The sequence below is a fragment of the Chryseobacterium sp. JUb7 genome (assembly GCF_024806495.1).
GTDB lineage: Bacteria > Bacteroidota > Bacteroidia > Flavobacteriales > Weeksellaceae > Chryseobacterium.
The window spans coordinates 394167-414052 of record NZ_JANUFF010000002.1 but is presented as its reverse complement, the minus strand read 5'-3'; the positions used below and the strand labels follow the sequence as shown (position 1 = coordinate 414052).

Annotated in this window: 12 protein-coding genes; 2 read left to right on the top strand and 10 right to left on the bottom strand. The window is 36.1% G+C overall.

Annotated elements, in window-relative coordinates; translation table 11 throughout:
- Window positions 1–64: 64 nt before the first annotated feature.
- The 5 genes from M2373_RS05430 to M2373_RS05410 form a co-directional block, all read right to left on the bottom strand.
- Window positions 65–1432: a porin gene (locus tag M2373_RS05430; RefSeq protein WP_259108417.1), complete on the bottom strand. Its 1368-nt coding sequence runs from the start codon at window positions 1430–1432 to the stop codon at window positions 65–67.
- Window positions 1433–1685: 253 nt separating this feature from the next.
- Complete coding sequence (gene kdpC / locus M2373_RS05425; protein ID WP_259108415.1) at window positions 1686–2234, bottom strand: potassium-transporting ATPase subunit KdpC; 549 nt, start codon at window positions 2232–2234, stop codon at window positions 1686–1688.
- A 104-nt stretch (window positions 2235–2338) separates the two neighbouring features.
- Window positions 2339–4378 (bottom strand): potassium-transporting ATPase subunit KdpB, encoded by a 2040-nt coding sequence (kdpB, locus tag M2373_RS05420; RefSeq protein ID WP_259108413.1) that lies wholly within the window; start codon window positions 4376–4378, stop codon window positions 2339–2341.
- Between the two features lie 131 nt (window positions 4379–4509).
- The gene (kdpA, locus tag M2373_RS05415) at window positions 4510–6204 is read right to left on the bottom strand and encodes a potassium-transporting ATPase subunit KdpA (RefSeq protein ID WP_259108411.1); all 1695 of its coding nucleotides are present in this window, start codon (window positions 6202–6204) and stop codon (window positions 4510–4512) included.
- 499 nt (window positions 6205–6703) lie between these two features.
- Entirely contained in the window at window positions 6704–8029 is a 1326-nt protein-coding gene (locus M2373_RS05410) for a sigma-54 dependent transcriptional regulator (protein WP_259108409.1), read from the bottom strand.
- Window positions 8030–8359: 330 nt separating this feature from the next.
- On the opposite strand from M2373_RS05410, the gene M2373_RS05405 reads away from it, so the two are divergent.
- The gene (locus M2373_RS05405; protein ID WP_259108407.1) at window positions 8360–11227 is read left to right on the top strand and encodes a pitrilysin family protein; all 2868 of its coding nucleotides are present in this window, start codon (window positions 8360–8362) and stop codon (window positions 11225–11227) included.
- 98 nt (window positions 11228–11325) lie between these two features.
- On the opposite strand, the gene M2373_RS05400 is transcribed toward M2373_RS05405, so the two are convergent.
- From M2373_RS05400 to M2373_RS05390, 3 genes are all read right to left on the bottom strand, one after another.
- Entirely contained in the window at window positions 11326–12405 is a 1080-nt protein-coding gene (locus M2373_RS05400; RefSeq protein WP_259108404.1) for a GNAT family N-acetyltransferase, read from the bottom strand.
- On the bottom strand, window positions 12402–13388 hold the full coding sequence (locus tag M2373_RS05395; protein ID WP_259108402.1) for a polysaccharide deacetylase family protein: 987 nt from the start codon (window positions 13386–13388) through the stop codon (window positions 12402–12404). Before M2373_RS05395 ends, M2373_RS05400 begins: the two co-directional genes overlap by 4 nt.
- Window positions 13389–13467: 79 nt before the next feature.
- Entirely contained in the window at window positions 13468–15606 is a 2139-nt protein-coding gene (locus M2373_RS05390) for a S46 family peptidase (RefSeq protein WP_259108400.1), read from the bottom strand.
- 168 nt (window positions 15607–15774) lie between these two features.
- On the opposite strand from M2373_RS05390, the gene M2373_RS05385 reads away from it, so the two are divergent.
- Window positions 15775–16251, top strand: a complete 477-nt coding sequence (locus M2373_RS05385; protein WP_259108396.1) for a copper resistance protein NlpE — start codon at window positions 15775–15777, stop codon at window positions 16249–16251.
- 39 nt (window positions 16252–16290) lie between these two features.
- Here M2373_RS05385 and M2373_RS05380 read toward each other — a convergent pair whose 3' ends face one another.
- The gene (locus tag M2373_RS05380; protein ID WP_259108394.1) at window positions 16291–16935 is read right to left on the bottom strand and encodes an MgtC/SapB family protein; all 645 of its coding nucleotides are present in this window, start codon (window positions 16933–16935) and stop codon (window positions 16291–16293) included.
- 292 nt (window positions 16936–17227) lie between these two features.
- On the bottom strand, window positions 17228–19708 hold the full coding sequence (locus tag M2373_RS05375) for a T9SS type A sorting domain-containing protein (RefSeq protein ID WP_259108393.1): 2481 nt from the start codon (window positions 19706–19708) through the stop codon (window positions 17228–17230).
- Between the last annotated feature and the right edge of the window lie 178 nt (window positions 19709–19886).

Here is a 19886-nt window from a genome sequence, read left to right as displayed (position 1 = left end):
AAACAATTAAAAATTAATCATTTCGAGCTTATTTAGAGTATCAAAATTTAATCACATACATGCTTTAAAGTCTGAACATTACAGCTAGCGTCAATCTGCTGTCTGATTTTCGAAGATCCGGTCTCCACGAATCAACAGGTGTATCTACCCATCCATCGGGGCTGGTTGTTCCTTGTGGCCCTGCAAAGTATGGGATGTTACTTTTTCTGAATCCGTATTCTAATCTGAAAGTTACAAATTGGTTGGGCATTAAGTCAATCGTTGCTGTCCCTTGAAACATTTTCAATTTTTCACCTTTTGCTAAAGCATCATTAAAATCATTATTAGGAACCGGAGAAGGAGAAAATGCTAAATATGCTCCTGGATTTGAGATCGCATCACCTCGCAGTGTTAAGGCAATTTTATTATGATGAAACCAAAGTCTGTTGGCAACTGAAGTTCCGATCATGTAATTGTCTTTAGCCTTCAAACCGCCACCGTTTTGGAATCCGTAATGGTTGTTGATACTGAATGCAGCCTGTGACAAGCCATTGCTTTCTTTATTGTGGAAATATCTTGCAACAACACTGTGATCATGGTGAAAACGACGAATATCGGGATTATTTCTTGTATCTTTTCCGTTTAAATAAAAATTGGCAACCAATTGTAGATTTTCATTAGGACGGTAGTAATTGGAAACACCCAACCCAAGACCTTTGTTCCAGGAATTGTAGGTTTGCCACCCATTTAAAACCCAAAGTTCGACCTTGTATTTCTTCGAAGGATAGGCCTGAATTCTCGCTCCCTGAAAATAGAAAGGTGTAAAATCACACGGCAAACTTCTCTGATAATTCCAGTTTTCGCCTAAAACATAACTTTCTAAGCCGATGTAGCTCATAAAAATTCCGGCTTCTACATTCAAACCATGCATGACGTTGAAATGATAACCTGCCGCCGCTTCTCTGATATATTTTAAATTGCTTCCACTGGTATTTTTACCGTGGTTTAAAGTTCCGTCAAGATCCTGAACTATTGAACCCATCTGTCCGAATTGAAGCCACAAACGGCCGATCATATTTTTGTAATTAGTTTCTAATCCGATACTTGCCATATTAATTGTAAATTCGTTGGAACGACCGATGGCGGAAGAAACAGTATGGGTATTATCTTTCGGATTTCGGAAATCGTAGTTGTAGTATGCGTCAACGTAAGTTACACCCGTTAAAATTGTTTCTCCATCCTTATCTTTTAAAGTTAAAGGAAAGTCTGTCTGTCGGTTTTGCCCGTTGATCCAAGTCAGGTCATAGCCGTCAAAAGGAATTTTAGAATCATTTGTCTTTAAAGAATCTTTAGGTGTCAAGGAGATAGAATCTTGTTTTATTTCCTGAGCTTTCATAGGCTTTAAAGCAAATAATCCTAATAAAAGAACGGCTTGAATAGTTTTTGATTTCATTATATAAATTGATAACAATGTGTGATGTTAATTGGAAAGAGTTTTTTTTAATGACTTAGGAGTTGGAGGCGTTAAGAAAATTAATTCTGTGAACGTTAAGAAAATTCTATTGTTTGAGCGCGGGACAAAAAATTGTTACTAAACCAAATATGCAATCCGCGCGAGTTTTAGAATTTTTAGAGAACAGAAATAATTTTTAGCCGACAAATCCAAGTCTTGAACTTTTGTTTCTTTTGTTTCAAGACAAAAGAAATTATTGAAGTTGATCCAAAGCAATATTCAATTTCAAAACATTGACTTTAGAAGGTCCAAAAAGTGAAGTTTCCGTTTGATTTTTAATTAAATTTTCGATTTTTTCAACAGAAATATTTCTCACTTTCGCAATTCTTTTCACTTGATAAGAAGCACCTTCCGGAGAAATATCCGGATCGAGACCACTTCCGCTTGCAGTCACCAATTCCACAGGAACTTTTACATTTTCCATCTCAGGATTTTGCATTTTCAACGTGTCAATTCTTTTCTGAACCACGTGTAAGTATTCTTCATTGCTTGGTCCTTTGTTACTTCCCGCGCTTCCTGCTGCATTGTAATCTACTGCAGACGGACGGCCGTGAAAATATTTTGGAGATGTAAAATTCTGTCCGATATTAGCATAGAATTTTTGACCTTTATAATTGATAATTTCTGCATTGCCCTGCGTTGGTAAAACTTTAGAACCCGCGTAAACAATACCTAAATAAATTCCAACGATAACGAGCATGACAAGAGATAATCTTAGTGCTGATAGAATATGATTTTTCATTTTGAATTAAAATTTTTAAGTTAAACGGATGGAAGATAGGAGAGGGATGATGGAAGTTTTGCAGTGTGTTTTAAACTTCCCGCCTCCAGCTTCAAACTCCCAGCCTAAAAGAACAAACTGATCAATAAGTCAATTAATTTTATTCCGATGAATGGAACGATAATTCCGCCTAAACCGTAGATTAAAAGATTTCTTCTTAATAATGCACTTGCTCCGATCGGTTTGTAAGCAACGCCTTTCAAAGCTAGTGGAATCAGGAAAGGAATAATAATCGCATTAAAGATAATCGCTGATAAAATCGCTGATTCCGGACTGTGAAGATTCATAATATTCAGCTTTTGAAGGGCTGGAATAAAGGTGATAAACAACGCCGGAATAATGGCAAAATATTTAGCAACATCATTCGCAATACTGAAAGTTGTCAATGTTCCGCGAGTCATCAATAATTGTTTTCCGATTTCCACAATCTCAATTAATTTTGTTGGATCATTATCCAGATCCACCATGTTTCCGGCTTCTTTGGCAGCCTGAGTTCCGCTGTTCATGGCAACACCAACGTCGGCTTGAGCAAGAGCAGGAGCGTCATTCGTTCCGTCACCCATCATCGCAACCAATTTTCCTTCCTGCTGTTCTTTTTTGATGTAGTTCATCTTATCTTCAGGCTTGGCTTCTGCGATAAAATCGTCCACTCCTGCTTTTTCAGCGATAAATTTTGCAGTTAAAGGATTGTCACCCGTCACCATTACTGTTTTCACACCCATTTTTCTCAATCTTTGGAAACGTTCCTGAATCCCGGTTTTGATGATATCCTGAAGTTCAATCACGCCCCAGACTTTTTCATTTACGGAAACAACTAACGGAGTTCCGCCATTTTCAGAAATTTTTGTTGTGGCTTCCTGGGTTTCAGGAGGGAAAATATTTCCTGCTTTTTCAGTCAGTTTTTTAATCGTGTCGTAAGCTCCTTTTCGAATTCTTGTGTTTTCAAAATCAATACCTGAAGTTCTGGTTTCAGCCGTAAAATCGATATAAACAGGGTTGGGAACGAGTAAATCTTCAGATTTTAACTGGCTTAATTCTATAATGGATTTCCCTTCCGGCGTTTCATCGGCTACAGAACTCAATGCCGAAGCTTTTATAAATTCATCAATCTGAATTCCGTTGGAAGGGTGAAATTGTGTGGCTTTACGGTTTCCAATCGTGATAGTTCCTGTTTTATCAAGCAGCAAAACATCAATATCTCCGGCTGTTTCAACGGCCTTACCACTTTTTGTGATGACGTTGGCTCTCAGGGCTCTGTCCATCCCAGCGATTCCGATTGCAGAAAGCAGACCGCCAATCGTTGTGGGAATCAAACAAACGAAAAGTGATATAAATGCCGCAATGGTGATCGGCGTCTGCGAATAATCTGCAAAAGGTTTAAGAGTAACTGTAACTATTATGAATGTGAGGGTGAACCCTGCTAAAAGTATGGTTAATGCGATTTCATTAGGTGTTTTCTGTCTGGAAGCACCTTCTACAAGGGCAATCATTTTATCAAGGAAAGATTCTCCGGGTTTGGTTGTTACTTTTACCTTGATTCTGTCGGAAAGTACTTTTGTTCCGCCTGTTACTGAGCTTTTGTCACCTCCTGCTTCACGAATTACGGGAGCACTTTCTCCGGTGATGGCCGATTCGTCGATAGTAGCTAAACCCTCGATAATTTCTCCATCCATCGGGATTTGGTCGCCGGATTCGCAAAGGAAGATATCGCCCAGTTTCATGTCGGCAGATTTTTTTAAAACGGTTTCTACCTGAAATCCCTGTTTGTTGTCTACAACTACTTTTGCAGGAGTTTCTTCACGGGTTTTTCTCAAGGTGTCTGCCTGAGCTTTTCCTCTTGCTTCTGCGATGGCTTCTGCGAAATTGGCAAATAAAACAGTGAAAAATAAAATGATAAACACCAGGAAATTATATGTAAAACTGCCTTGTGACTGGTTTCCTGTTAAGCTGAATAAGCTTACGATAAGCATGACCACTGTTCCGATTTCTACCAGAAACATGACAGGATTTTTAAACATGATTTTCGGATTCAGTTTAACGAAAGACTGTTTAATGGCTTCGTTCACCAAATCTTTTTGAAACAATGTTTGTGATTGATTTTTCATTTTTTGAAAAGTTATTTTTGATCATAAATCATCAAGTTATTTTTAACAGTGCTCACCACAATACCCCAATAATATTAGCAATGTCATGCTGAGCCTGTCGAAGCATCTTTATTGATTTAAATGAATTTTAATTATTTTGAAAAATATTGAAGTTGTTCCGCAATCGGTCCCAAAGTCAACGCCGGGAAGAATGACAGCGCAGCAATCAGAAGAATAACAGCTAAAGTCATAAATCCAAAGGTTGCAGTATCTGTTTTGAGTGTTCCTGAGCTTTCAGGGATATATTTTTTCTGTGCTAATAATCCTGCAATTGCGATTGGGCCAATAATTGGGATAAATCTTGACAGAAGTAAAACGATTCCTGTTGAGATATTCCACCAGGGAGTATTGTCTCCCAGTCCTTCAAATCCGGAACCGTTGTTGGCGGAAGATGAGGTAAATTCATATAACATTTCACTGAATCCGTGAAATCCGGGATTGTTCAATGATTTGGCTCCGAATTCCGGTAAATAAGCTGTTAAAGCTGTTCCTACCAAGATTAAAAACGGGTGAAATAAAGCCACAATCATGGCAATTTTCATTTCTTTGGCTTCAATTTTTTTACCTAAAAATTCAGGGGTTCTTCCGACCATCAAACCGCTTATGAATACTGCGAGAATAATGAAAATAAAGTAATTCAGAATTCCGACTCCGCAGCCTCCGTAGAAACAATTAATCATCATGGCCAACAATTGATTCATTCCTGAAAGCGGCATGGTGCTGTCGTGCATCGCATTCACCGAACCTGTTGAAATGACCGTTGTAGCAATACTCCAATACGCTGAAGCAGTACTTCCGAAACGGATTTCTTTGCCTTCCATAGCGCCGAGATGTGGATTAGTTCCCATTTGGGTAATTAACGGATTTCCGTGAGTTTCATTAATAACATTGGGAATCGTTAATGCTAAGAACCCAATGGTCATTACTGTGAAAATCGTCCAGGACAGTTTTCTTTTCTTCAGATAAAATCCAAGGGCGAAAACCATGGCAAACGGAATAATCATCTGTGTGACCATTTCGGTCATATTCGTCACATAATTTGGATTTTCAAGCGGATGTGCCGAGTTGGCTCCGAAAAATCCGCCGCCATTTGTTCCTAAATGCTTAATAGCGATAAATGCAGCAGCCGGACCTCTTGAAACATCAGCTTTTTGTCCTTCCAGGGTTGTAATATGGTCTTTACCTTCAAAAGTCATGGTACTTCCATTTGCAGAAAGAATCAATGCAACAACGATACTGATCGGCACCAAAATTCTGATCATAGATTTGGTGAAAAAATCATAGAAATTACCTAATTCTGTAGTTGTTTTATCTTTAAAAGCTTTGAAAAGTACCGCCATTGCTGCCATTCCTGTTGCTGCGGTTACAAACTGCAGAAACATTAAATACAGCTGACTCAAATAACTGACTCCCGTTTCGCCCGAATAATGCTGCAGATTACAATTTACTAAGAAAGATATTGCCGTATTAAAGGCCAGATCGGGTGACATATCCGGGTTTCTGTCAGGATTTAATGGAAGCCATGACTGATTTAATAAAAGTAAAAATCCGATGATAAACCAAACCACATTGATGGTCAGCATGGCAAACATATTCTGTTTCCAAGTCATTTGTTTGTTCGGATTGATGCCTGATATTTTATAAATTAAATTTTCAACAGGTTGAAAAATTGTATCTAAAAAAGTCTTTTTATAGCCATACACATTAGCAATATATTTTCCTAAGAAAATCCCGATCACTAATGTAATGGTGAACATTGCTATAATACCTAAAATTTCTGTATTCATAATTTTTTGATTAAAATTTTTCAGGTTTCATTAAGACATAACAGATGTACACAAAGGCCAATATTGAAAGGAAAAATAAACTCCACATAATTTTTATATTTTATCAAAAAATTCAACAGATTTGTATAACATCCAAAACAGTACTACGCATAATACGATTAAACATATCGACATCATATCGTAGCAACCAGAATTAGAATAGTGAGAACTACATACGATACCATCAATGCACTCCATTTTGAGTGCTCCCGTTTTTTGAACGTTTTTCTTGAAATTGTCATTTTTAAAATATTTTATTCTAATACCATAATGCCAAAAGAAAGTCCAATCTGTTAATTTTTGAATTAAGTTATTTGTTAATAGTAAGTTGTGCGTTTTTGTGGGGATATCAGAAAACAACAAAGCCTATCAAAATGATAGGCTCATTATTAAAATGATAAGATGTGTTAGGTTAAAAACAATAAGATATAAGCAACTTGTAACTCATAACTCATAACTCTTACCGTAACTCGTATTCTTCCAATTTGCGATACAGCGTTGCAATCCCGATTTCCAGCAATCTTGCGGCTTCGGCTTTATTGCCTTTGGTATATTGTAAAACTTTTAAAATATGTTCTTTTTCTAATGATCTTATGCTTAACGAATCTTTTCCGGCTGTAGTTTTTTCAGAATATAAGGGGAGACTTTCGGCGTCTAAAGTATTGTCATTCATCAAAATTAAACTCCTTTCAACGGTGTTTCGTAGTTCACGGATATTTCCTTTCCAGTCATTTTTTTCCAATGTCTTATAATATTCGGGAGCAACCTGAACAGAAGATAAATGTAATTTTTGAGAAAAGCTAGTGACAAAATTTTTAGCCAAAGCTTTTAAATCTTCTTTTCGTTCGCGAAGTGCAGGAAGGGTAATCTCAAAAACATTTAACCTGAAATATAGATCTTCGCGGAAATGACCCAGTTTTATTTCATCTTCCAAATGTCTGTTGGTAGCAGCAATCAATCTGAAATCGGATTTTGAAACTTTCGTTTCTCCCATTTTGATAAATTCCTTGGTTTCCAGAACGCGGAGTAATTTAGCCTGAAGTTCGATGGGCATTTCTCCGATTTCGTCGAGAAATAAAGTTCCGCCGTTGGCTTCTTCAATCAATCCTTTTTTATCCTTTATCGCTCCAGTGAAAGCTCCTGCTTTATGCCCGAAAAGCTCACTTTCTAAAATTTCTTTACTGAAAGCAGAACAATTGATGGCTACAAAACTGTTTTTCTTTCTGTCACTTCCTTCATGAATAGCATTAGCAAAAACTTCTTTTCCGGTTCCTGTTTCGCCTGTCAGAAGGACTGTTGCATCTGTTAAAGCTACTTTTTCTGCCAGTTTTTTAGCCTGAAGAATTAATGGAGAATTCCCGATAATCGATTCAAATCCTTTTTGATAGGAGCTTTTTTGGACGATTTTAGATTTATTGTCCTTTACTTTTTCCAGTGCTTTATATACCAACGGAATAATTTTCTCGTTATCATCGCCTTTCACCAAATAATCATACGCTCCGTTTTTCATCGCCTGAACAGCATCCGTAATATTGCCAAAAGCGGTCATTAAAATAATTTCCAGATGAGGATATTTTGCTTTAATCGATTTTATCAGGTCAATTCCGAAAGCATCGGGAAGCCGGACGTCGCTCAACACAACATCAAACTCGTACTGTTCGAGCATCATCATTCCTGAACGTGCTGTTGAAGCTTCTTTTACGGTAAAATTTTCTTGGGAAAGGATCATTCCTAGTAATTTCAGGAGCTTGATCTCGTCATCGATGATCAGAATGTTTCCGTGCATGGTAGTAATTTTTGGAAAACTACTGCAAACTTATAGAATTATTTTGGATAAAAATGAAGAAAACTTCGTTTGAGGGGCTGAGAACTTTAGGATTGGAGTGTTTTAAAGTATTTCATTATGATTACGGAGTTATTTTCACTTTTTTTATTTCAATAAATCCCAGTTTTCTATATTGAATATTCATTTGCTGGGTATTAGACTTAAATTAGGTTAAATTTTAATATAAATCAAAACTATAGATGTAATAATAGGGAAATTATTATTTGTTCCTTTTTGATTGCTTACATTTGTATACATTCAGGTTTTTAAAGAATGAAAATGAATTTATTTATGACGAATAAAAGATACAACGAGACGATTTATAAAGACAAAAATAACAACGAATATATCACAATTTCTAATGATGAAAATAAAGTAAGAATCTATACCCTGAAAAATGGTTTAAAAGTTTTTCTTGCCCAAAATTTTGATGCTCCGAGAATTCAGACTTACATTCCTGTAAGAACTGGAAGTAATAATGACCCTGCTGACAATACGGGGCTGGCACATTACCTTGAACATATGATGTTTAAAGGAACATCGAAAATCGGAACGCAGAACTGGGCAAAAGAAAAGGAGCTTTTAGAACAGATTTCAGAACTTTATGAGCAGCATAAAGCTGAGACTGATGCTAATCAAAAGAAAGAAATTTATAAAAAAATAGATGATGTTTCCCAGGAGGCAAGCCAGTTTACAATTCCGAATGAATATGATAAAATTATTTCTTCATTAGGAGCTACCGGAACCAATGCACACACCTGGTTTGATGAAACGGTCTATAAAAATAATATTCCTAATAATGAGCTTGAAAAATGGCTGAAAGTTGAAAAAGAGAGATTTTCAGAAATCGTTTTAAGGCTTTTTCATACCGAGTTGGAATCGGTTTACGAAGAATTCAACAGAGCGCAGGATAATGACTCGAGATTGGTGAATTATGAATTGATGGATGCTCTTTTTCCAACCCATCCTAATGGGCAGCAAACCACTCTTGGAAAACCGGAACATTTGAAAAACCCTTCTATGAAGGCGATTCATAAATATTTTGATGAATATTATGTTCCTAATAATTACGCGATGGTTTTGGTGGGAGATTTCGATTTCGAAGCCACGATTGAGTTAATTGATCAGTATTTTGGAGCGATTCCTTATAAAGAACTTCCTGAGAAAACGGCCATTAAAGAGCAACCTCTTACTGAAATTATTAAAAGAACAGTAAAAAGTCCTACAACACCAAGGGTTCAGCTTGCCTGGAGAACAGATGATTATGGTTCCAGAGAAGCTATGCTGGCAGATATTGTTGCCAATATTTTAAGCAACAGGGGAGAAGCCGGATTATTGGATCTCAACATCAATCAGACTCAGAAGATGCTTTGGGCACAGGCTTTTTCAGTAGGCTTAAGGCAGTATGGATATTTTTCTATCGTCGCTGTCCCGAAAGAAAACCAAACACTGGATGAAGCCAAAGATATGGTTTTGGAGCAAATTGAGCTGCTTAAAAAAGGAGAATTTCCAGATTGGATGCTTCCTGCCATTATCAACGATTTCAAACTGCAGAGAATGAAAGGTCTGGAAACGGCTGACGGTTTAGCCACCAATTTATATGATACGTATATCAAAGGAAGAACCTGGGAAGAAGAGCTGAATGAGATGGATCAGTATGCAGCTATTACAAAAGAGGATGTAATTGCTTTTTCGAATGAGTTTTTCAAAGAAAACTATGTCATTGTTTACAAAGAAAAAGGAACGAATGACAAGCTGCTGAGAGTGGAAAATCCGGGAATTACACCCGTAAAAATCAACCGTGAGGCTCAGTCCGAGTTTTTACTGCAGATACTGGCCGAAAAAACAACAGATATTAAGCCGGAATTTATTGATTATCAGAAAGAAATTCAAACGGATCTGATTAAAGATAAAAAAGTGAATTTTGTTAAAAATAAGTACAACGATATTGCTCAGGTACACTTTATTTTTCCTTTTGGAATCGATAACGACAGAGATTTAGGTGTTTCTACGCAAGTACTCCAGTATTTGGGAACTGATCAGCTTTCTCCTGAAGATCTTAAAAAAGAATTTTTCAAAATCGGGGTCAGCAATGATTTTAAAACAACTAATAATCAGCTTTTAATTTCCCTAAGCGGATTGGAAGAAAATATTGAAAAAGGAATTGAACTGCTTCAACACTGGATGTATCAGGTAGACCCTGACCAGGAAATATATAAACAATTTGTAGAAACGGTGCTGGAAAACCGCGCGGCAACTAAAAAAGATAAAAACCGAATCATGACAGCTTTGACAAATTATACGAAGCTTGGAAAATACTCGCGTTTTACAGATATTATTTCAAAAGAAGAACTTGAATCCAGCAGTGTAGAGGTATTTACAGACAGAATGAGAAAACTGTTCAAATATCCTTATCAGATATTTTTCTATGGTAAAGATTTCAAAAATTTCAATCATTATATCGGAAAATATGTTGAAGAAACAAGCTTAGAGATTCCTAAGGCTAAAGAATATCCTGAGCCTGAAACCAATGGCAAGGTATACTTTACAGATTATGACATGGTTCAGATGGAAATGACCAAAGTAGGGAAGGGAAATGCCGTAAATACTAATAATTTTGGTAAGGTAAATGTCTTTAACGAATATTTTGGAAGAGGATTGTCATCCATTGTTTTCCAGGAAATCCGTGAAAGTAAGAGTCTGGCATATTCAGCTTATGTATCTTATGCTGCCAACGCGGAGTCCGGGCATCCGGATTATGTGACGACTTATATTGGGACACAGCCGGATAAACTTCAGCTGGCTGTTGATACAATGGCAGAACTTATGGCAGAGCTTCCGGAGGTTCCGACTCAGTTTGAAAATGCTAAAAACTCGGCTTTAAAGCAGATTGCTTCAACCAGAATCACGAGAACCAATACTTTCTTCAATACATTGCGATTGAAAAGATTAGGTGTTTCTCATGATTTTAGAAAAAATATTTATGAGCAGATTCAAAATCTTAGTTTTGAAGATGTAAAACAATTTTATAAGACGGAAATTAAACCGATTCATTTTAATACAGCCATTATCGGGAAAAAAGAAAACCTGAACAGGGAAGCTGTAGATCAGATGGGCACCTTTACTGAGGTTAGTTTAAAGGATATTTTCGGACATTAAACAGAAGTTTGAAGAAATAAAGCTGGAAGTTTATAAGGTTTAAACAATATTTACAAATAAACTTCCGGCTTTCCTCTTCTGGCATCAGTGCTTTATAATTATGTCATTGCACAGTCACCATCTCCGTCCTGAAATTTCGGATCAAAATCATCAGGAAGATGTTGTAGCATCTGTTCGTGAAACATATATCTTCTTTCCATATTTCTTTGATGGATTTTAGGAAAGTGGTGAGAGTTTTCCAGCTTTTTATTAAGCTCTGCCTGATAGCTCACCAATACTTTAACTTTGTGTTTGACAATAAAATAGCTTAAAAAATCTGTAAATTGATCAGAATCCGATGCTGAAAAAAAATAGGGGATTTTCACATAACCGTCTCTTTCAAGAAGAAGAGCACAGCTTGTCATGTTATTTTTAGCATCAAAAACTTTTATCCAGAAATATCTGAAACTTTCGGAGAAGCTTGAAAATAAATATTTTTTTTCTTTAATCTGACCTTCAAGAATCCATGGATTTTGCATTATCCACTTTATTTCTTCACCAGTTCGGTTAGTATGAAACTGTGAAATAAATATTGAACTTTCCGGATCTACAGCACTGAGAATTTCAAACTTAAAATCGGGTTTTTTAATCAGACTGTTTTTTAAACTTACGAATGCATTCAACAAACGGTCTCCGACTGAAAACAGTGGCTGAAATGACTTTGTTTTAGGCTTTTTCAGAGGAATGATCGTCGCCAGCTCTGTTCTGAAGTAAAATCTTTTTCCGTTTTTGGGCTGAATGTATTTAAAGACTCCGATTTTGTTATATAAACTTTCGGCTTCCGGCGTAAATTCAGTGATGGCAATATTGCCATTGTATTCTTCAAAAGCTCTGTTTAAAAGACTTTGTGCAATTCTTTTTCCCCGAAATTTATGACTTACATATAAAGTACTCAGCCAGGCGTAGGAGAATGTTTTCCCGTCAATATTGAAGTTATCGGGAAGGCATCCAAGGTAACCGGCAAGCTGGTCATCATCATATGCGAGAATCAATAAGGGTTGATCATCATCAGCTTTCGGATTTTTAATCTGGGATTTTGCCCTGTGCTCACTGATCGGCAGAAAATCGTGTTTTTTGAAATCACCCGATGATACAAATTCTTCAAGCTGTTTTTTATTCAAGGTCTGCAAATAGATCATCTTCTGATAATTTTATTTTTGTTTAAAAATTTCTTTAACTTAAAATAAATGATTTCTTTTTTTAAGATTTTTGCTGCATTTTCAACCGTTTCCATTGGAATTCTATGGAAAATTTTGTCTACGCTGTCAAGTTTTATTCCTGCACTTCCGAAAATACAGAACATCTCCTTGTTTTTAAATACCTCATTAAAAAAAGCTTTTGAAACACCAAAATCGGTAAATGGAAATGCAAAACTTTCGTATAGAAAATGATGCTCTTTCAAATATTCAAAAGTTCTGTGGGTTGTTTCCAGCTGATGCTGAAGACTTAGCTCGTGATAGCGCGGATGGTCCCAGCTGTGAGAGGAAATTCCGAATCCTTTCTGAGTTAAAATATTTAATTGATCGAAACTTAAATAAGGCTTTTGCTCTTTTAAAAAAGCACTAAAATCAATATCCAGTATTTTTGCAGCCTGATCCAATTTTTCTCTTTCAGCATACCTGATTTTAAGAAGCTGAGTTTTGATATCTTCTTTTGAACTGAAAATTTTGTGAATTTCTGGATTTACCGTTGTCGTTTTTTCCAACCGATCCACGATCAGACTGGCTTTACAGCGAAACATGAGATCCTGATTATCAATAAAAGCGGGATTGATAAAGTTGACGGCATAAATACCTTTTCTTTCTAAAATAGGGACAACAATATCATAAAATTCTCTGAAACCATCATCAAATGTTAATAGCGCAATTTTCTTTTTAGGTTTAAAATTTCCATTGACAAATTCTTTAAACTCATCCCAGTTAACAAATTGAAAATGCTTTGAAAACTCATCCAGATCTTCTTCAAACTGCCTTACATTTTTATACTTAATGACATTTTTTATGTGAGGCAAGCTCTCATCAGAAACACAATGATAAACGGGCAGACAATATGGTAAAGGAAATGATTTTTCAATGTTTTCCTTTTCAAATCCTGCTAAAAAATTAATGATACTATCTTTCATTGCAGATCAAAAATAAAAAAAGAATCTATTTAAATTCATGTAAAATTTAAATAGATTCAAATATTTTATGGGTTAAAAATTACTTGATCACTTTCATTTCATCGATAAGCCATTTGGAATCGGCAAATTTATCGATGATGAAAAGGATATATTTGGTGTCAACCATGATATTTCGGCTGAAACGCGGGTCGTAATTGATATCACTCATTGTTCCTTCCCACTGTCTGTCGAAGTTTAGTCCTACCAGGTTTCCGTAGGCATCTAGGGCTGGGCTTCCTGAGTTTCCTCCTGTGGTATGGTTGGTCGCTGTAAATCCTACAGGAACATCACCGGTTTTATCTTTATAATTTCCGAAATCTTTTTTGCTGTAAAGGTCAATCAGTTTTTTAGGAACATCAAATTCATAATCTCCCGGAATATATTTTTCCATTACTCCTGCCAAATGCGTCTGATAGCTGTAAGACACTGCATCTCTTGGAGAAGATCCCTTCACTTTTCCGTAGGTAACTCTCAATGTTGAGTTGGCATCCGGGAAGAATTTTCTGTCTTTATCCGTCGACATTTGCTGAGCCATAAATGTTTTCTGTAATGCATCGATTTTGTTTTGCATTGAAGCAAACTGAGGATCAGCTTTGGTCATATAGGTATCTCTCATGGCAACATAGAGCTGATATACAGGATCTTTTTTCAATGTTTTGATCAGTTTGTCCTGATTGGAGAATGCTTTGTCGATATCTTTATTCAAAGAAGTTCCGTTTACTTCGGCTCTTCCGGAGATGATTGAGTTTTTAGAAATCTCTTCTATCGTCTGAATATTCTGAGTTTCATTTTTATATTTTTCAAAACCTGCAGGCAAAAATTGCGGAGCAGTTTTGTTGGCATATAAAGCTAATAATTTAGCGGTTACTTTTGCATCAAGCTCGCCACTGTAATCTTTATAGAATGATGAAAGCTTAGTCTTCAGTTTAGCCAGCTCACTGTCGTTCATTCTTCCTGCTTCTACAGAAGCGATGTAGGTGTAATAGTCACTTGCCAGTTTCAGCGTTTCCGCATTTCTGATTACTTCGGTGTAATAAGCATTATTTAAAGCAAAAGGCGCCTGGTCATTGTATAATTTGTTGATTTGATCTAAAGTAGATTTAATCTCATGATTTTTAGCAACTAATGAACCTTCATACATTACTTTTTTCTCGACAGCATTAGATTTTTTCAAACCTTCCACTTCACCGATCCATTTTTTCCAGTAATTGGCTACTGAAGCATATTTTGAAGCATATTTGATACGGGTAGCATCGTCTGCACGCATTTTTTCGTCAAGTGTTTTTAAAGCAACATCTCTCACGGCGATTCTTGCAGGATCAATTTCTTTCATGATCTTTTCAACAGCGATTGCCGGAAGATATTCCGTTGTTCTTCCCGGGAAACCAAATACAAAAGTGAAGTCATTTTCATTTTTATCTTTGATGGACACCGGAAGGTAGTGCTTCGGAACGTAAGGAACGTTGTCTTTTGAATATTCTGCAGGCTTGTTGTTTTTATCAGCATAGATTCTGAACATAGAGAAATCTCCCGTATGTCTTGGCCAAACCCAGTTATCGGTATCAGAACCAAATTTTCCGATGCTTTGTGGTGGTGCACCTACCAAACGGATATCTTTGAAAGTTTCTATTGTATAAGCATAATACTTATTTCCGTAGTACATCGGTTTTACAGAAATAGACTGAAACTGTTCTGTTTTTTGAGAGTTTTTGTAAATCTCAATATTGTTGGCTATTTTCTTCGAAAGCTCAGGTTCTGTAAGGTTGTCTGTACCTTCTAAAATCTGATTCGAAACTTCTTTGATGTCTACAATGAAATCTACGGTTACCCCAGGATTCGCAAGCTCCCCACTCATGTTTTTAGCCCAGAAACCATTTGATAATAAATCGTTCTGAACAGTAGAGTGCGCCTGAATCTGCCCGTAACCACAGTGGTGGTTGGTCAATAATAATCCTTTAGGAGAAATGATTTCGGCAGTACAACCTCCGTTGAACTGAACTACAGCATCTTTTATACTTGCTTTTTGAGGATTGAAGATGTCTTTAGCAGAGATTTTCATTCCCAAATCTTTCATTTCCTTCTCATTAAGCTCTGTAGGGATCCACATTCCTCCGTATTGCTGTGCAAAAGCCATTGCAGCTGGCAAAAGAAATACAGATAAAAGTATCTTTTTTGTCATAATCAAAATTTTGCCCTAATTTACAAAGAAAATAGGAATTGTGGATGATGTGTTTTGAGTTCCTGAAACCGAAATTCAAATCCCGGGCTCTGAAACTCTTTGTCGGCTTGATTTTTGTTGCCTAAATAACAGTTTACTATTAAAAATAAACATTAAATCATCACTATTATGAAACACCAAATTCAAATTTTAGGGATTTTAGGAATTGCTTTCCTCGCATCATGTTCACCAAAAGAAAAACCACAGGAAGTCAATCCTAAAACTGATCCGATGGCTATTCAGACGCCTATGGATACTACAAAAACAGATACTGCAGCCACGGCTCACAACTCTGCAAATTCTTTAGACTGGAACGGAACTTATGAAGCAGTAGTGCCTTGTGCAGACTGTCCTGGAATAAAAACGGTTCTGACTTTAAATAAGGATAAAACATTTACGATTTCTGAAGAATATCTTGAAAGAAAATCTAAAAATGAAGATAAGGGTAATTTCGAATGGGATGCCTCAGGAAGTGTAATTACATTAAACGGTAAAAGCGCAAAATATAAGTATAAAGTTGGCGAAAATAGCCTGACACAGCTGGATATGAGTGGTCAGCCGATCGATGGTCCGAATAAAGATTTGTACGTCTTCAAAAAGAAATAAATAATAGAATAGAGGTTTTTCGAAGCCTCTGTTTTTATTTTAAAACTGGTAGGCTATTATTTTTTCGTCGATCATCAGGTTTTTCATTAAGGCCTCATGATGTGAATTTTTACCGGTAAGAATCCAGGTAGTAGCAAGATTTCCCTGGGTATATTGTTGTTTTGACATCATAAATCGTAATTGATATTTTTTAAAAAGCTCTTCACAATGGGGAATATCATGGTAGTCTGTAACGGCAATTTTATATTCTCGGATCTTATGTATTTTGTCAATAAATTTCTCGAAAAAAGTAAGCGAACTCAAGATCAGTAATACCAAAACAGTTCCCAATAAAGATAAATAGACATACCCTGAGCCTACTGCCATTCCGATGGATGCTGTGGCCCAAATTGTGGTGGCTGTTGTGATTCCGTCAATTTTATTATCTCCTTTAAAAATGACACCGGCACCTAAAAAACCGATTCCTGTGATGATATTGGCGGCAATACGATCGGGATCATTAACACCGATTTTAATAGAAAGTATTGTAAACAGACAAGATCCGAAGCATACCAAAATAAAAGTACGCAACCCTGCAGATTTGTTCCGGTATTCTCTTTCTGTTCCAATGAATAAACCCAGAATAACGGAAATGAATATCAGCAGCAATTCATTTTGAATTGAATGATCCTGTAAAAATTCCATGTTTTGTATTTTAAACTTACTTATATAAAAATACGATAAAATTTTCAATGAAAAAGTACAGGTAGGTGTAGGTTTGAGGCCTGGAGATGAAGGTGGAAATTTGGGAATTAAAAATTTTAGTTTTCAGATAGAACTTCATTTTATTGTAGGGGTTAAGGCCTGTCGTTTCTTTGTAAATATTTCCTCATTCATTATGACCAATAACTGAAATGATGAGTTTGATTTTCCGGTTTGTAAAAAGACCGCCTCAGAAGAGACGGTCCTAAAAAAAATAATGTATCAGATATTAATATTAGTGTTTGATGAATTTTTGTGCTGCTGTTTTTTCTTTTGTGAACAGTCTGATGATATAATTGCCTTTAGGAAGGTCAACAACATTGATTGAGTTATCTTTTACAGATGTTATTCTTACAATTCTTCCTGTAGCATCAAATATTTCAGCTTTCAAAACTTCTGTTTTTGATTTTATGTAAACAACATCTTGTACAGGATTCGGATAGATGCTGATATCAGATTTATCGTTTTTGATGTCTGAGGTACCCAGTTTATTTTCAACGGTTGTCGTGTAGGTATTTGTAATAATAGGGTGGTTGTAATCAAAATAAATTTTAGCAGTATTGCTGAAGCTGTCTCCTGAGGTTAAGGTAGATTTGGTTTTTATTTTGAAAGAAACATAACCGTCATTATGGGCATCATCAAAAGGAAGCTGAATGTTTTCAAAGATAAATTCTATTACATTCGGACCTGTTGTTTTTGTTACAAAATTATGACTTCCGTTAAGAGCAATTAATGTTGAAAGGTCATATTTTGAGATATCAATTTCATCTTTCACAACGATATTCTGTGCATTGGCACTTCCTGTATTTTCAAATCGGATCAGATAATGAACATAATCTCCAACTTGAGTCTGGGTAATTGAAGTGCCTTCCAGACAGGTTTTATCATTCGGATCAAAAGAGTTGACAACAGTTTGATTCAGTGTGAAAGTATTATCAGCTGGTGTGTCATCACTCGCCCCATTAATCTGAACTGTGTGATGAAGGATATCACCGCCGTTTAAAGGTGGGGTTGCTGTTGGTGTATTCATTTTCTGCGTTACAGTAATTTCCTTTGTTTCAAACGGATGAAGATTGGTGAAATTCCAGGTTAAAAGACCTGTTGACTGTGCATTGGGAGTGACCGTTGAGGTCTGATAATCCATTAAATTATCATTGTAAGCAAGGGTAAGTGTTCCGGACTGTGTTGTATTTCCTTTGTTTTTATATACGATTTTATATTTTGCGTCGAATCCCGGAACTGCAACAGTAGTAGGAATAATCAGTACTTCCAGATCATGATGTGTCCCGTTGGCTGTTAAGCAGAAGTTTTGTGTAAGCGGACTTGTCTGGCTTGGGAATGAAGCGGTAATACTTGAAGGTGAGATATTAAAATAAGCGGGATTTTCAAGAACTGGAACTATAGTATGGCTGCCGGCAACTACAGGAATTGAAAAATCTCCTGACCCATTGGCTGTGAAACTTCCGCTTGATCCGTTTCCTGAAATATTGAATTTCTGAAGAGGTTTATTAATGTCGTTGGGATCGCAGCCATTGCTGTTTTCGTCATATTTTGTATTTCCCTGAATGGTAAAGTAGGTTCCTCCCGGGGTGAAATTACAGTAAGAATTGACTACAACATTATTATATCCATAGCCGTTGTTACTGGTAATCATCTGATTGATTTCGCCTTCATCACAACAAATGTATGTAAGGTTGGGATTATTGGCATAATTGATACTTTGAATCTTTCCGTTTTTGAGAAATAACGTCTGAAGATTATTATTCTGAACGGTTGGATAGGTCAATTGATAATTGTTGGCAATATTAAGGGTGGTAAGTTGATTATTTTCAAGTTTAAGAGTCTGAAGCGCAGGAAGAGCCGAAACATCGATGCTTGTTATTTGGTTGTTCACAGCTCTTATATAATTTAATAATGGACTCTGGCTTACATTCAGAGAAGTAAGATTATTAAAGCTGGCTTCAAGATTATTAAGTTTTGGGGTATTTTGCAGATTTAGAGAAGTAAGCTGATTGGAAGAACATGAAAGTCTTTCAAGAAATAGGTGGTTGCTTACATCAAGAGAAGTTAATGCATTTTGTGTAATTGTAAATCTTACAAGATTGGTAAGAGGTGCTACATTAATGCTCGTAATGTTATTATCATCGCAGAAAAATAATTTTAATGTAGTACTTCCTGCGTAATTGATCGTCTGGATACTTCCTCCTGAACAGTCAAGAATATTAAGTTTTGGTAAATTCGAAACATTAAGATTGACGATATTGGCTCTTCTTACGTAAATTGTTTCTAATAAGTTACAATTGGTGAAATTGACGGAAGCTAGTTTAGGATCGTCATCAAAACCCACCAATCTCAGTTTTTGCATTCCGCTTACGTCAATAGAAGTAAGATTGGCAAAATTGGAAAGGTCCAGATAAATAAGATTGGCGAATGCCTTTATCCCTTCCACAGACTGAATCTGATAGGTAGAAACGGATGTTTGATTGCTGTTATTGTAAATTCCGATATCGCTGATGGCCAAAGCTTCGGAAAGCTGTATTTCGCCATCGTTATTAGCGTCAATGGTGGTCCAGTTACCATTTAAATCTTTCGCAATCTGAGTTGCTGGGGTTGCGGACAATAATTTGGTCTTAAAATAAGGATCGGGGATATTGACAATTTGTGCACTGAGTGAAATTTGTGCTAAGAATAGCACGAATAGGTAAAAATTTCTCATGGTTTAGTGATTTTGATTGTTAAATATACAAAAAATATGATTCTGAAAAATATTTACTTTTTAATTTTAATTATAGACTTAAATCGATCTATGGGTGCGTATTTTTTAAAATTTTAACTGTTTTTTGAATAATATAAGAATGAATTTAGATTAACAAAAAAGACTGCCTTTGAAGACA